This is a genomic window from Pseudomonas sp. TH41 (genome assembly GCF_016650695.1).
Classification (GTDB): Bacteria; Pseudomonadota; Gammaproteobacteria; order Pseudomonadales; family Pseudomonadaceae; genus Aquipseudomonas.
The window spans coordinates 1,638,655-1,652,619 of record NZ_JAEKFH010000003.1; the positions used below are offsets into that span (position 1 = coordinate 1,638,655).

Annotated in this window: 13 protein-coding genes and 1 riboswitch; of the genes, 5 read left to right on the forward strand and 8 right to left on the reverse strand. The window is 60.1% G+C overall.

All coding sequences use genetic code 11. The features are described from left to right. Positions 1-26 precede the first annotated feature (26 nt). From JFU37_RS10145 to JFU37_RS10160, 4 genes are all read right to left on the reverse strand, one after another. Entirely contained in the window at positions 27-635 is a 609-nt protein-coding gene (locus JFU37_RS10145; RefSeq protein ID WP_201115163.1) for a YqiA/YcfP family alpha/beta fold hydrolase, read from the reverse strand. Positions 636-845: 210 nt separating this feature from the next. Continuing rightward, complete coding sequence (cpdA, locus tag JFU37_RS10150; protein WP_201115164.1) at positions 846-1,661, reverse strand: 3',5'-cyclic-AMP phosphodiesterase; 816 nt, start codon at positions 1,659-1,661, stop codon at positions 846-848. Between the two features lie 112 nt (positions 1,662-1,773). Continuing rightward, the gene (locus JFU37_RS10155; protein WP_046819863.1) at positions 1,774-2,226 is read right to left on the reverse strand and encodes a DUF1249 domain-containing protein; all 453 of its coding nucleotides are present in this window, start codon (positions 2,224-2,226) and stop codon (positions 1,774-1,776) included. Continuing rightward, positions 2,217-2,834, reverse strand: a complete 618-nt coding sequence (locus JFU37_RS10160; RefSeq protein WP_201115165.1) for an NUDIX domain-containing protein — start codon at positions 2,832-2,834, stop codon at positions 2,217-2,219. Before JFU37_RS10160 ends, JFU37_RS10155 begins: the two co-directional genes overlap by 10 nt. A gap of 206 nt (positions 2,835-3,040) precedes the next feature. Between JFU37_RS10160 and JFU37_RS10165 the strand changes: the two genes are divergently transcribed. Continuing rightward, positions 3,041-3,787 carry an RsiV family protein gene (locus JFU37_RS10165; protein WP_201115166.1) on the forward strand — a complete coding sequence of 249 codons (747 nt, stop codon included), beginning with the start codon at positions 3,041-3,043 and terminating at the stop codon, positions 3,785-3,787. On the opposite strand, the gene cytX is transcribed toward JFU37_RS10165, so the two are convergent. Continuing rightward, complete coding sequence (gene cytX, locus JFU37_RS10170; RefSeq protein WP_201115167.1) at positions 3,756-5,048, reverse strand: putative hydroxymethylpyrimidine transporter CytX; 1,293 nt, start codon at positions 5,046-5,048, stop codon at positions 3,756-3,758. The two genes, JFU37_RS10165 and cytX, sit on opposite strands and share 32 nt — an antisense overlap. A gap of 187 nt (positions 5,049-5,235) precedes the next feature. Continuing rightward, positions 5,236-7,125: a phosphomethylpyrimidine synthase ThiC gene (gene thiC, locus JFU37_RS10175; RefSeq protein WP_201115168.1), complete on the reverse strand. Its 1,890-nt coding sequence runs from the start codon at positions 7,123-7,125 to the stop codon at positions 5,236-5,238. A gap of 168 nt (positions 7,126-7,293) precedes the next feature. Continuing rightward, positions 7,294-7,399, reverse strand: a riboswitch (TPP riboswitch). Between the two features lie 196 nt (positions 7,400-7,595). Here thiC and JFU37_RS10180 point away from each other — a divergent pair. Further along, positions 7,596-9,029 (forward strand): TolC family outer membrane protein, encoded by a 1,434-nt coding sequence (locus JFU37_RS10180; protein ID WP_201115169.1) that lies wholly within the window; start codon positions 7,596-7,598, stop codon positions 9,027-9,029. A gap of 100 nt (positions 9,030-9,129) precedes the next feature. Here the strand turns inward: JFU37_RS10180 and waaA are convergent, their stop codons facing one another. Together waaA and JFU37_RS10190 are read right to left on the reverse strand one after the other, a co-directional pair. Next, complete coding sequence (gene waaA / locus JFU37_RS10185; protein ID WP_201115170.1) at positions 9,130-10,407, reverse strand: lipid IV(A) 3-deoxy-D-manno-octulosonic acid transferase; 1,278 nt, start codon at positions 10,405-10,407, stop codon at positions 9,130-9,132. Further along, complete coding sequence (locus JFU37_RS10190; RefSeq protein WP_201115171.1) at positions 10,400-11,320, reverse strand: LysR family transcriptional regulator; 921 nt, start codon at positions 11,318-11,320, stop codon at positions 10,400-10,402. The genes waaA and JFU37_RS10190 overlap by 8 nt, the downstream gene beginning before the upstream one ends. Before the next feature lie 103 nt (positions 11,321-11,423). Between JFU37_RS10190 and JFU37_RS10195 the strand changes: the two genes are divergently transcribed. The 3 genes from JFU37_RS10195 to JFU37_RS10205 all read left to right on the forward strand — a co-directional run bounded on the left by JFU37_RS10195 (position 11,424) and on the right by JFU37_RS10205 (position 13,939). After that, positions 11,424-11,756, forward strand: coding sequence for a DMT family transporter (locus JFU37_RS10195; RefSeq protein ID WP_201115172.1), 333 nt, complete (start codon positions 11,424-11,426; stop codon positions 11,754-11,756). Positions 11,757-11,954: 198 nt separating this feature from the next. After that, positions 11,955-13,130, forward strand: coding sequence for an NAD(P)/FAD-dependent oxidoreductase (locus JFU37_RS10200; RefSeq protein ID WP_201115173.1), 1,176 nt, complete (start codon positions 11,955-11,957; stop codon positions 13,128-13,130). Continuing rightward, positions 13,127-13,939, forward strand: a complete 813-nt coding sequence (locus tag JFU37_RS10205) for an aldo/keto reductase (protein ID WP_201115174.1) — start codon at positions 13,127-13,129, stop codon at positions 13,937-13,939. The genes JFU37_RS10200 and JFU37_RS10205 overlap by 4 nt, the downstream gene beginning before the upstream one ends. Positions 13,940-13,965: the final 26 nt, after the last annotated feature.

Consider the following 13,965-nt stretch of genomic DNA (forward strand, 5'->3'; position numbering starts at 1 on the left):
GTGTTCATTGAAAAAGGGGCGATGGGTCACAGTGCAGTGAAATCGATCGCCTGATACAAATCTGCGCCGATGCCGGCGAAACTCAACATTGCGGGCAATTGCGCGGCAAAGCCCTGGAAACCATGGTCGCCGCCGGCCTGGATGCGCAAGGCGCAGGCCCGGTAATACTGCTGGGCGAGGCGATAGTCCAGCGTTTCGTCGCCGGTCTGCAACCACACCTGATACCGCTGCGGATCCTGGGGCGCCGGCACTTCCAGCTCGGCCAGGGCCGTCACGTGGTCGTGGGTCAATTCCCAGGCTTCATCGGTATACAGGTTTTTCTGCGTGCCCAGAAACCCGTCAAACATCCGGTGTGGACTAACGGCAGGGTTGATCAACAGGGCTTTCAAGCCATGGCGCTCGGCCAAGTGAGTCGCATAGTAGCCGCCGAGGGAGCTGCCGACCAGCAGCGGTCGCCCAAGCGCCGAAATCGCCTGTTCCAACTGACCGATGGCCTCACGGGGATGGTGATGCAGGGCCGGAACGCGCAATTGATCGCTCAAGCCCAGACGCTCCATCACTTCGCTCAACTGAGTGGCCTTTTTCGATTGAGGCGCGCTGTTGAAACCGTGGATATAAAGGATCGAACCGGACATTTGAACTCCCTGCGCGTCGGGTAAAGAGGCGCAGTTTACAGGGTGTCGGCGTTCGTTGGGTGCCATCACTCTTCGAAATGATCGCAGCCGCTGTAGGAGCTGCCGAGTGCAACGAGGCTGCGATCTTTTGATTCTTGTTTTTAAAAGCAAGATCAAAAGATCGCAGCCTCGTTGCACTCGGCAGCTCCTACAGGGGGAAGTCGGGTTGTGTCAGTAGCCGTTGGAGCCGTAGTCGACCTGGAAGTCGAAGCCTGTGACGCGTTCCACACCGGTTTCAATCCGCCCATCCGGCAACAGCCGCAACCAGCGATACCCCGGCGCCTGGTCGCTGACCTTGAAATCATCACTACCCGGCTCGAACTGAATGCACGTCGAGGGTGAGGCAATCATCCGCACGCCGTTACGTAGCTCATCGATCTGCTGATGCACATGCCCCCAAAGCACCGCCCGCACCTGCGGAAACCGGTCCAGCAACGCAAACAGCGCCTCAGGATTGCGCAACCCAATGGGCTCCATCCACGCACAGCCAATCGGCACCGGATGATGGTGAAAACACACCAGATGATGCCGCTCCGGCGCCTCGCTCAGCGCGCGGGCCAGCAATTGCAATTGCTCGTCTTGCAAATACCCTGGCACCGACCCCGGCACCGCCGAATCGAGCAACGTCACCCGCCAGTTGCCGATATCGACCACCGGCTCCAGCAGTGCACTTTTCACGGCGGCTTCGGCCATGATTTGCGGCTCATCGTGATTGCCGGGAATCCATCGCGCGGGCGCATCGAGCGGCCGGGTCAGGTCGCGAAACAGCTGATACGACTCCAGCGTCCCGTCCTGGGACAAATCACCGCTGGCAATGATCAGGTCAATCTGCGGCTGCTGAAGGCGCACCAGTTCGATGACCTTTTGCAGGCTGTCGCGCGTGTTCATGCCCAGCAACGTCCCGTCCGCTTCGGCAAACAGATGGCTGTCGGAGAGTTGCACCAGCAACGCCGAATCGGCGGTGGTCAATGTGGATACGCTCGGCAAGGCGTTCTCCCAGGGCGTGATCACGGGTTTGGATAAGTGCCGCAATTATGCTGGGGGACGATCAAAAGGGGAAACCTGCGAACCTGACGCAGTTCACAACTCGTACCCTGATTTAACGTACGACTTCGTATTCATGCCCCAACGCCAGGCAATGGCTCAGCCATTCGCCCAGAAACATATTCAGCTGGGCCTTTTCGTCCGGCTGATGCATTGAGGCGTTCGGGTAAGGATAGATGCCGCGAAAGCGTCGCGCATGTTCGGCGCTGACCACTTCGGCCATGCACGCGTCGTGATATACCTGAACTTCCAGTTGAGGTACCGGCAGCCACGGCAGGCTGTGCTCCTGGCGCACTTGCAGCGTCGTGGTGTACGGACAAACCTGCAGCACTTCGAGGGCCAGCACCCCCAGCATCTGGTCGCCATGCGTCACGGCAATACGCCGCGCCGCCGGCTCATTACGCATGTCCGGGAGCAGTCGCATGAGGCGCGCGTAGTTCGCCTCGCAGGACGCTTGAAGCCCCACGAGGTCCACCCGATAGCGATCGCGCAGTTTGTTTACGACCATAACCCCCTCACTTCAGCGCGGTTCAAAGCTAACCATTGCAGGGCAATGATGCTTGCCGCGTTGGCAATACGCCCATCGCGCACAGCTTGCAGGGCATCTTCGAAGGCCCAGACCGTGACGCGAATATCTTCTGCTTCTTCCTCCAGCCCATGCAGGCCGCCGACCCCGGTTGTATCGCAACGCCCCAGGTACAAATGCACGAATTCATTGCTGCCGCCCGGCGATGGAAAATATTTGGTCATCGGCCAGAGCGCCCCGAATACAAGCCCAGCTTCCTCCTGCCCTTCGCGGTGAGCAACTTCTTCCGGCACTTCTTCCTTGTCGATCAGACCAGCGACCAGTTCGATCAACCATGGGTTGTCGGTCTTGCCCAAGACGCCAATGCGAAACTGCTCGATCATCACCACTTCGTCGCGCTGCGGATCATAGGGCAGTACGCATACCGCATCGTGGCGGACGAACACTTCACGATTGATTTCGCGACTCATGCCACCGGCGAATAACTCATGGCGCAAGTGCACGCGGTCGAGCTTGTAAAAGCCCTCGTAGCACTTTTCGCGCCGGACGATATCCACGGCGGTTGGAATGGTGTTGGCAAAATCAGTCATGACAATCCTCGTATCTACACCGAGGCTCCAGCCTCGACTTCGCGCCATCCTAACGCGCCCGCGACGTTTGATGCAGCCCCTTTCCCGTCAGCGGGATAGACGGTGAGGGAGAAACCAACTCTAATTAGCTTAGTGGCGAACTGACTGCTTCGTTGAGAGTCGAAGCGGTTAACTTTTCGCCTTTCCCTGTTTTATGAAGGACGCCCATGTCGCTTTTTAAAATCGCCTCCGTGGCCGCAATCGCCCTGACTCTGGGCGCGTGCCAGAGCCTGTTCCAGCCCAACTACCGGACGCCGCTGGAAACTACCCGCGACGCTTCCGAACAGCTGAAACCAGGCTGTACAACACCTGATTGCCCACTGGTGAACATCGATACACTGCATTTTCCTGCCGAACCGCAACTTGACGGCATTGTCGAAAAACGCTTGCTACAAATGACCCGCACCTCGCCAGACGCCCCGGCGGCACCGACGCTGGCGGCTTATCGCGAAGAATTTTTGCGCACTGCCGGCCCGCGCTACAGCAGCTACCTGCAAGCCAAGGTACGTGAGCAGCATGACGGCTTGGTGATCGTCGAATTTTCCAGCTACCTGGACACCGGAGGAGCGCATGGCACCCCGGGCCGCAGCTTCATCAACTATTCGCGCCAGCAACATAAGGTGCTGACGCTGTCGGATATGTTGCTGCCGGGGCAAGAAGAAGCGTTCTGGAAAGCGGCGCAGGTGGCGCACAACAGCTGGCTGATCAGCACCAAGCTCGATCAGGAACCGGAGTTCGTGAAGAGCTGGCCGTTCCAGAAAACCCAGAACGTGGCGCTGACCTATGGCAGCGTGATCCTCAAGTACGAAGTGAGCACCATCGCGCCTTACGCGCTGGGCCACGTCGAACTGAAGATCCCCTACCCTCGCCTGAATGGCATTATCAAGCCTGAGCTGTTTCCCGGCCGTAACTGAACGCCCGACCCAGCACGAATTGAAGCAGCCCTGCCAGAATCAACGACGGCAGGGTTGCGCCGATGTCCGGATAGAGATTGGCCAACACGTGATAAGTGCTGACCCCGCCTAACCAGGCGAGCAGCGCCGGCCAGCGCAACGCGGCTGACGCCACGTGTGCCGAACGTTTACGCAGGATGAAGTGATCCACCAGCACCACGCCGAACAGCGGCGCAAATACCGAACCGATCAACAGCAGGAAGTTCTGGTACTGGGCCAGCGGCGCCAGGCACGCGATCAGCGTGCAGATCACGCCGATGGCCAACGCCAGATGTTCAACTTTCAAGCGCAACAGAATCCCGCTGGAAACGGCCGCCGAATGAATGTCGGCGAAAGCGTTTTCCGATTCATCCAGCAGAATCAGCAGCAGTGGAATTCCCAGGCCTGCACCGGCCAATGCCAACAGCAAGGCATTCACTTCACCGCTCGGCGCGAACGCCAGGGTGTAAGCCACGCCGAGGCTCATCAGCCAGAAGTTACCGATAAAGAAACCCAGCGCCGTGCCGCCGAATACGTTTTTCGCACGCTTGCCGAAACGCGAGTAGTCGGCAATCAGTGGCAACCACGACAGCGGCATCGCAATGGCAATGTCGAAGCCCACGGCGAACGGCATCGAACCGTCACCGGCCTGTGCCCACAATGCGCTCAGATCGGCTTTGGCAAACAGGTTCCAGGTCAGCCAGATGCACGCGGCCAACAACAGCCAGATGCCCCACTTGCGCAGTATTTGCCGCACGAAGGTCAACGGTCCGCTGACGGCCAGCAAGGTTGCCAAGGCGCCGAAGAACAAGGTCCAGAGCAGCGGATTCGACAGCCAGCTGCCTTCATTGAACGCACGGGCGCCCAACAGGCTGGCGGCGTCGCGCATAACGATGATTTCGAACGAGCCCCAACCGATCAGTTGCAGCAGGTTCAGCATGGCCGGCAGGCTCGCGCCATGTTTGCCGAGGCTGAGCTTGAGCGCGGCCATCGACGACAGGCCGGTGTCGCTGCCGATCACGCCAACGGCGGCCAGCAGCAGAACGCCGACCAGGGTGCCCAGAAAAATCGCCAGCAGCGACCCGGACAGGCCCAGGCCTGGCGCGAGCAAAGCGCCGGTCTGCAGGACCATCAGGCCTATGCCGAGGGAGAACCACAGTGAAAACAGATCGCGGCCGCCGAACACACGCTTGTCGGTCGGCACCGCGATGTCGGGTGAGTAAGTGCTGGGTTGAATGCTCAAGGGTGTTATCTCAGAGGGATAAGTGTGTCATTGAGATATTTGGTGCTTGGCCTGGCGCCTTCGCGAGCAAGCCCGCTCCCACATTGGATCTCTTGTGAACACAAATTTTGTGTACGACCGGAATCCAATGTGGGAGCGGGCTTGCTCGCGAAGACGGCGGCACAGGCACCGTCAATCACAGGTCAGATCAAACCTTCTTGTACAGCTGACTGCCTTCCTGCTTGAACCGCTCGGCCTGTTCCGCCAATCCCTGGGCGACTTCGGCATCGATCGTTTCGATCCGCTGGTTGGCCGCATATTCGCGGACTTCCTGGGTGATTTTCATCGAGCAGAATTTCGGCCCGCACATGGAGCAGAAGTGCGCGACCTTGGCCGAATCCTTCGGCAGGGTTTCATCGTGATACGAACGCGCGGTGTCCGGATCCAGGCCCAGGTTGAACTGGTCCTCCCAACGGAATTCGAAACGCGCCTTGCTCAAGGCATTGTCGCGAATCTGCGCCCCCGGATGCCCCTTCGCAAGGTCGGCGGCATGAGCGGCGATCTTGTAGGTGATGATCCCGGTCTTCACGTCATCCTTGTTCGGCAGGCCCAAGTGTTCCTTCGGCGTCACGTAGCACAGCATCGCGCAACCGAACCAGCCGATCATCGCCGCACCAATCCCGGAAGTGATGTGGTCGTAACCCGGTGCGATGTCAGTGGTCAGCGGGCCGAGAGTGTAGAACGGCGCCTCGTCACAGCACTCGAGCTGCTTGTCCATGTTCTCTTTGATCAACTGCATCGGCACGTGACCCGGGCCTTCGATCATGCACTGCACGTCGTGCTTCCAGGCGATCTTGGTCAGCTCGCCGAGAGTCTCCAGTTCACCAAATTGTGCGGCGTCATTGGCGTCGGCAATCGAACCCGGACGCAGGCCATCGCCCAGCGAGAAGCTGACGTCGTAGGCCTTCATGATTTCGCAGATGTCTTCGAAATGGGTGTAGAGGAAGTTCTCTTTGTGGTGCGCCAGGCACCACTTGGCCATGATCGAACCGCCACGGGAAACGATGCCGGTGACGCGCTTGGCGGTCAGCGGCACGTAGCGCAGCAGCACGCCAGCGTGGATGGTGAAGTAGTCGACGCCCTGCTCGGCCTGCTCGATCAGCGTATCGCGGAACAGCTCCCAGGTCAGGTCTTCGGCAGCGCCGCCGACTTTTTCCAGCGCCTGATAGATCGGCACCGTGCCGATCGGTACGGGCGAGTTACGGATGATCCATTCGCGGGTTTCGTGAATGTGTTTACCGGTGGACAAGTCCATGACCGTGTCCGAACCCCAGCGAATGCCCCAGGTCAGTTTCGCCACCTCTTCTTCAATGGATGAACCCAACGCGCTGTTACCGATGTTGCCGTTGATCTTCACCAGGAAGTTACGGCCGATGATCATCGGTTCCAGTTCGGTGTGGTTGATGTTGGCCGGAATGATCGCGCGACCACGGGCGATCTCGTCACGGACAAATTCGGGGGTGATGATTTTCGGCACGCTGGCGCCGAAGCTGTGGCCGGCGTGTTGCTGGTCCAGCAGGCCAGCGGCGCGAGCCACTTCGAGCTTCATGTTCTCGCGGATGGCAACGTATTCCATCTCGGCGGTGATGATGCCTTTGCGCGCATAGTGCATCTGGCTGACGTTGGCCCCGGCCTTGGCGCGGCGCGGGTTGTTGACGTGAGCGAAACGCAGCTTGGTCAGTTCCGCATCGGCGAGGCGTTCCTGGCCAAAATTGGAGCTAAGGCCGGACAAGCGCTCGGTGTCGCCACGGGACTCGATCCACGGCGAACGCACATCAGCCAGGCCTTTGCGCACGTCGATGATGACGTTGGGGTCGGTGTACGGGCCCGAGGTGTCATACACCACCACTGGCGCATTGACCTCGCCACCGAAGTCGGTCGGGGTCACATCCAGGCTGATTTCGCGCATCGGCACGAGAATGTCTGGACGAGAGCCCTGAACATAGATTTTTTGCGAACGGGTAAACGGCTGAACCGACTGCTGATCGACTTGGGCCGAATCACTCAGGTTCGTAGTGTTTTTTAGTTTTATCGTCATCACGGGCTCTCCAGACAGCATCCAGGCAGTGGAATTTTGTCGGAGCGAACCTGTAACGAATGGACGCAGCCAATCAGCCATAAACGAAGCTGTTGGTGCTGTGCTCAGTGCTCGAGGGTGTTCGATTGTCGAACAACATCCCGGACGAAGCACAAGAGGACTCGCCGGGTGACGAGAAATCTTGTTCCCTACGCAGGCGCTAACCTGATCAGGTTCAACGGGATCCGAAATTATTCGATCTCAGCCTCATAGCAAGGCACCCCGACAAGAACCTGGCCAGTCTAGACACAACTGGCAAAGAACGCCAACACCTCAGTAAACACCATGATGAATGGCGTATTTACAGGATTGTTGCCGAACCTGTGCGCCACTACACTCGCTACGCCGTGCCGCGCCTTGACGCTATGCGGGCCGCGCCGTAGCCTTGGCGCTCAAATTACTTCTGTAATATTAATTCTAGGGATCGCCTCATGCTGCGCAAACTCTCACTGGCCATTGCCGTGTCTTGTGCGTCCAATGGAATGGCTTGGGCAGCAGAAGCGCCCTTATCGACCAAAAACGATCTGGTCAGCGTCTACCAGGAAGCGAAGGACAATAACGCCGACCTCGCCGCCGCCGTCGCCCAATATGGTGCCCAGAAAGAAGTCGTGCCCCAGGCCCGCGCCGGCCTGCTGCCCAATCTCTCGGGCGGCGCCGAAGTGGCCAGCGTGCGCACTGCGCTTGATCAGCCTTCGGCCACCGCCAACCGTGACGCTCATTCCTATCAAGCGACACTGGCTCAGCCACTGTTCCGTGCCGATCGCTGGTTTCAATTCCAGGCCGCCAAGGACGTCAACGAACAAGCTGCACTGCAACTCTCGGCGACCGAGCAAAACCTGATTCTGCAAACCGCCACTAGCTATTTCAACGTTTTGCGCACCCAGGACAACCTGGCCTCGACCAAAGCCGAGGAAGCCGCATTCAAACGCCAGCTCGATCAGTCCAACGAACGCTTCGATGTCGGTCTCTCGGACAAGACCGATGTGCTGCAATCGCAAGCCAGCTACGACACTGCACGCGCCAATCGAATCGTCGCCCAGCGCCAAGTGGATGATGCATTCGAAGCCCTGATCACCCTGACCAACCGTCAGTACAACTCGATCTGGGGTATTTCCCATACCTTGCCGATCCTGCCGCCAGCACCGAACGACGCCAAGGCCTGGGTCGATACGGCGGCCAAACAGAACCTCAACCTGCTCGCGAGCAACTACGCCGTCAGCGCCGCCGAAGAAACCCTCAAGCAGCGCAAGGCCGGTCATGCACCGACCCTCGACGCCGTGGCGAAATACGAGAAAGGCGACAACGATGCGCTGGGCTTCAGTAACCCCAACGGCTTCAGCCAGCCTTACGGTGGCAACGTCGAGCAAACGACGGTGGGCCTGCAACTGAACATCCCGATCTACAGCGGTGGCCTGACCACCTCTCAGGTGCGCCAATCGTATGCACAACTGGAGCAGTCGGAGCAGCAACGTGAAGCCCTGCGTCGGCAAATCGTGGAAAGCACACGCAACCTGCACCGCGCGGTAAACACCGACGTCGAGCAGGTACAGGCGCGCAAGCAGTCGATCATCTCCAACCAGAGCGCGGTGGAAGCGACCGAAATCGGTTATCAGGTGGGGACGCGAAACATCGTCGACGTGCTAGATGCCCAGCGTCAGCTGTACACCTCAGTGCGCGACTACAACAACACGCGCTATGACTACATCCTCGACAACCTGCGCTTGAAGCAGGCGGCCGGCACGTTGAATCCGGGGGATTTGCAGGATCTGGCGCGTTATCTGAAGGCCGACTACAACCCGGACAAGGACTTCCTGCCACCGGACCTGGCCAAGGCTGCGGCTGAACAGCTCAAAGCCAGGCCGTAAAAGCAAAAGATCGCAGCCTTCGGCAGCTCCTACATGGGATTGATGTACACCTTGTAGGAGCTGCCGAAGGCTGCGATCTTTTTATTCCAGACAACTCGGTTCAGCGACTCAACAATCTATCCAACCCGTCCAGCAATCGCTGCAAAGCGCCCTGATTCATCCGCATCACCTTCAGCCCCGCCTCCGCCATCCGCTGCGCATCTCGTGGCAATTCGAACAGCCGCTGCACGGCCAGCGCCAGACCTTCGGCATCTTCCACTTCCTGCAGCGCGCCAGCACTGCGCAATTGCGCTGCGATTTCGAGGAAGTTGAACAAATGCGGCCCGCTCAATACCGGCTTGGCCAGTACCGCCGGCTCCAGCAGATTGTGCCCACCGTTCGGTACCAGACTGCCACCGACAAATGCGCTGTCAGCCAGTGCATAAAGAAACAGCAGCTCACCCATGGTGTCGCCCACCAGCACCGACGTTGCGGCAGTGACTGGCTCGCCCGTAGACCGGCGTAGCGTGGCGAAACCCTGTTGCTGACACAACTCGACCACCGAGTTGAAACGCTCAGGATGACGCGGCACCAGAATCAGCAACGCATCGGGATGGTTGGCGAGCAACTGACGATGAGCCGCCAACACGACTTCGTCTTCCCCTTCGTGCGTACTCGCGGCGATCCAGACCGGACGGCTCACTGCCTGCCACTGCGCACGCAATTGGGCGGCACGCTGGAGCAGTTGCGGGTCGATGGTCAGATCGAACTTGATCGAGCCGGTCACTTCAACGGTATCCGGGCGCGCGCCCAACTCGCGGAATCGCTGGGCCTCGGCCTCCGTCTGCACGGCGAACAGGCTCATCTCGACGAGCATCGGCCGGGTCAGTTTGTTGAAGCGGCCATACCCTTTGGCCGAGCGTTCAGACAACCGCGCGTTGGCCAGCGCCACCGGAATTCCGCGCTTGGCGCATTGGTGAATATGGTTGGGCCAAAGCTCGGTTTCCATGATTACTGCCAATTTCGGTTGGACCCGATCAAGGAAGCGCGCAGCGGCGCAAGGCAAGTCGTACGGCAAATAGCAGTGCTGGATGCGCGGCTCGTTGGCGAACAATGCGTGAATGCGCTCGGACCCGGTCGGGGTCATGCAGGTCACGGTGATGGGCAGCTGTGGATAACGTTGCAGCAACGCGCGAATCATCGGCGCTGCGGCAATGCTTTCGCCCACGGACACTGCGTGCACCCAAATGCCTCCCGGCTTCATTGTCGGCAAGCCGAAGGAGAACCGCTCGCCAATGCGCTTGGCATACGCCGGTGCCTTGCGCGAGCGCAGCCACAGCCGAATCGCTACCAGTGGCAGCCCCAGGTAAAACAGCGCGGTATAGAGAGTTCTATTCATGGCGGCGGAGTTTATCGGTTTTTTCGCCGATCGCCTGCAAGTGCACGGCAAAACGTTCCGCCAGCCAACGCGCCGCCGGGCCGAGGGGCTCATCCCGGCGCCAGACCAGTTCCACCACCAACGCCGGCGGCGTCCATTCGCTGGCCAGTTCGACCATCAGCCCCTGATACGCCGGGTACTGCACCACGTGTCGTGGCAACCAGGCCCAACCGAGGCTCCGCACCAACCACTCGGCCATCACGTAGAAACTGTCGGCCCGCCAGACTTGCGGGCTGGCGGGCTCGCTGCCGGGATAGACGCTGGACTGGGTGGACATCAGCAACTGTCGATGCTGCGCCAGTTGCTGACAATCGACTTGAGCCTGATTCGCCAGCGGATGGTCGACGCCGCACACCGTGACCATTTCCACGCTTCCCAGCACCCGCCGCTCGAGGGCTTCGGGAATCTGGTCGTGATAAAACAACAAACCCAAATCGGCCCGACGCTCGACCAGTTTGCGCGCCACATCGCCCTGGGCGGCGCTGGTCAGTTGCACTTCGAGGCTGGGGAATTTTTCTGCCAGGGCTTCGAAGCTTTGGATAATCGGCTGATAGGGCATTGCCTCATCCTGGGCGACACGCAGACGCGCTTCCTGGCCGCGCATCATCGCCAGCGCCCGACCATTGAGACGTTCGCACTGACGCAGCACTTCCCGCGCCTCTTCCAGCAACGCATTGCCGGCCTCGGTGAGTTTCGGCTGACGGCCACTGCTGCGATCGAACAGGCTCACCCCCAGGTCCTCTTCCAGCAGCGCAATCGAACTGCTGACCGCCGACTGCGCCTTGCGCTGATCCCGCGCGACGGCGGAAAAAGAACGCTGCTCCGCTACGCTGACAAACAGCCGCAGCTGCTCCAGATTCCATTGCATATTCATGAGGCAACCCATCTTCAGAACAGATAGGTAATGACTTTACCGCATCTGGATAGCCTCTAGAATGCCGACCTCAGAAAGCAACACTTCACATGAGGATGCACCTATGACCGCTTACTACTACCTGGCCGTCGCCATCTGCGCCGAAGTGATCGCCACTGTTTCGATGAAAGCGGTCAAAGGCTTCAGCACCCCGCTGCCGCTGATTTTGGTTATTGTGGGTTACGGCATCGCCTTCTGGATGCTGACCCTGGTGGTGCGCAGCGTTCCGGTGGGTGTTGCGTACGCGGTGTGGGCCGGCATGGGAATCGTGATGGTCAGCGTGGCGGCGCTGTTTATTTACGGGCAGAAGCTGGATGTGCCGGCCATGCTGGGAATGGCGTTGATTGTGCTCGGCGTTGTTGTCATCCAACTATTCTCCAAAACTGCCGGCCACTAAAACCTGAAACACGATCTATTGTGGGAGCGGGCTTGCTCGCGAAGAGGCCGTGTCAGTCGGCATCAATGTGCCTGACACACCGCTTTCGCGAGCAAGCCCGCTCCCACAGGTTTTGTATGCGCCCTGTTGATCACCAACAAATCCCCTCTTCTTCGAGTCTGTATACTGCGCCCTCGTCTTGAACACTGAGGTCGCTGCATGCCATCCGTTATTTCCACCGACGTTCTGATTGTCGGCGCTGGTGTTGCCGGCCTCTGGCTGAACGCACGCCTGCGCCGCCAGGGTTTTTCGACGGTGCTGGTGGAGAACGCCAGCCTCGGCGGCGGTCAAAGTGTGAAGTCTCAGGGCATCATCCACGGCGGCGCCAAGTACGCGCTGCATGGCGCCCTGACCGGCGCCTCGGAAGCCATCGCCGACATGCCGCGACGCTGGCGCGAGGCACTCGCCGGTGACGGTGAGCTGGACTTGTCCGGCGTGCGCCTGCTGTCCGAAGCTCATTACCTCTGGTCCCCCGGCACCCTCGCCGGCAACCTCACCAGTTTCTTCGCCAGCAAAGCAGTGCGCGGCCGCGTCGATCAGGTCAAGGGCGAGCAACTGCCGCCCGCCCTGCAAGACAAGGGCTTCAAGGGCAAGGTCTACCGCTTGGCAGAACTGGTGATCGACGTCCCGAGCCTGATCCAGCGCCTCGCCGATCTGGCGGGTGATGGCTTGCTCGCTGGCCAGAAGATCGAACCGCTGCTGGAGGGTGGGATCCTGGTCGGCCTGAAGGTTGATGAACGCGAGATCCGAGCCCAACGCATTGTCTTGAGCGCCGGTGCCGGTACGGCGTCGCTGCTCGAAGCACTGGGGCTGAGCCAGCCGGCCATGCAACGCCGGCCATTGCACATGATCATCGCCAAAGGTCCGAGCCTCAAACCGCTGTACGCCCATTGCCTGGGCGGCGGCACCAAACCGCGCATTACTGTGACCACCCACCCGGCCGCCGATGGCCAGTGGGTCTGGTATCTGGGCGGCGACATCGCCGAAGCCGAAGGTGTTGCCCGCGAACCCGCCGAGCAAATCGCCACGGCGCAGAAAGAACTCGGCCAGTTATTGCCATGGATCGACCTGAGCACCGTGCAGTGGGCAACCTTGCGCGTTGATCGTGCCGAGCCGCTGCAATCGGGCCTGACTCGCCCCGACAACGCGTTCCTTGCGGAACAGGGTCGGTTGCTGGTGGGCTGGCCAACCAAACTGGCGCTGGCGCCGGATTTCGCCGACCGTGTCATCGCAAGTCTTACGCGTGACGGCATCCAGCCAAGCCATGCGGCACCGCTGCCCGACCTGCCAAAACCGCCGATGGGCGTTCCAGCCTGGGAGCAACTGTTGCCATGAGCCAACCGACCCTGCACGACCTGCACCGCCCTCTGGGCAGCACCGGCCTGGCGGTTTCGCCCCTGGGCCTGGGCACGGTGAAACTGGGTCGCGATCAAGGCGTGAAGTACCCCAACGGCTTCCAGATTCCCGGCGATGACGAAGCACGCATGCTGCTCAAGCTCGCGCGCGACCTGGGCATCAACCTGATCGACACGGCGCCAGCGTATGGGCGCAGCGAAGAGCGCCTCGGCCCGTTGTTGCGTGGCCAGCGCCAGGAGTGGGTGATTGTCAGCAAAGTCGGCGAAGAGTTTGCCGACGGCCAGTCGAGCCACGATTTCAGCGCTGCCCACACGCGATTGTCGGTGGAGCGCAGCTTGCAACGCCTGGAAACGGATTTCATTGACCTGGTGCTGGTGCATTCCGACGGCAACGACCTGGCGATTCTCAACGACAGCGACGCTTATGCGACCCTCGCCGAGCTGAAACGCGAAGGCAAGATTCGCGGCTACGGCTTTTCCGGTAAAACCGTCGAAGGCGGCTTGAAGGCTCTGGAACGAGGTGATTGTGCGATGGTCACCTACAATCTGAACGAGCAGAACGAGAAGCCGGTCATTGACTATGCTGCTGCTCACGGCAAGGCCATCCTGGTGAAAAAAGCCCTCGCCAGCGGTCACGTCTGCCTGAGCCCGGGCGTAGACCCGGTGCGCGCCAGTTTCGAGTTGTTGTTTGAACATCCGGGGGTGGCCAGTGCTATTGTCGGGACCATCAATCCGCTGCACCTCGCCCACAACGTTGCAACCGTTGCCCAGGTCCTACGTAGAAACTGATGCCGCCCACGCGGCCTTAAGCAGGA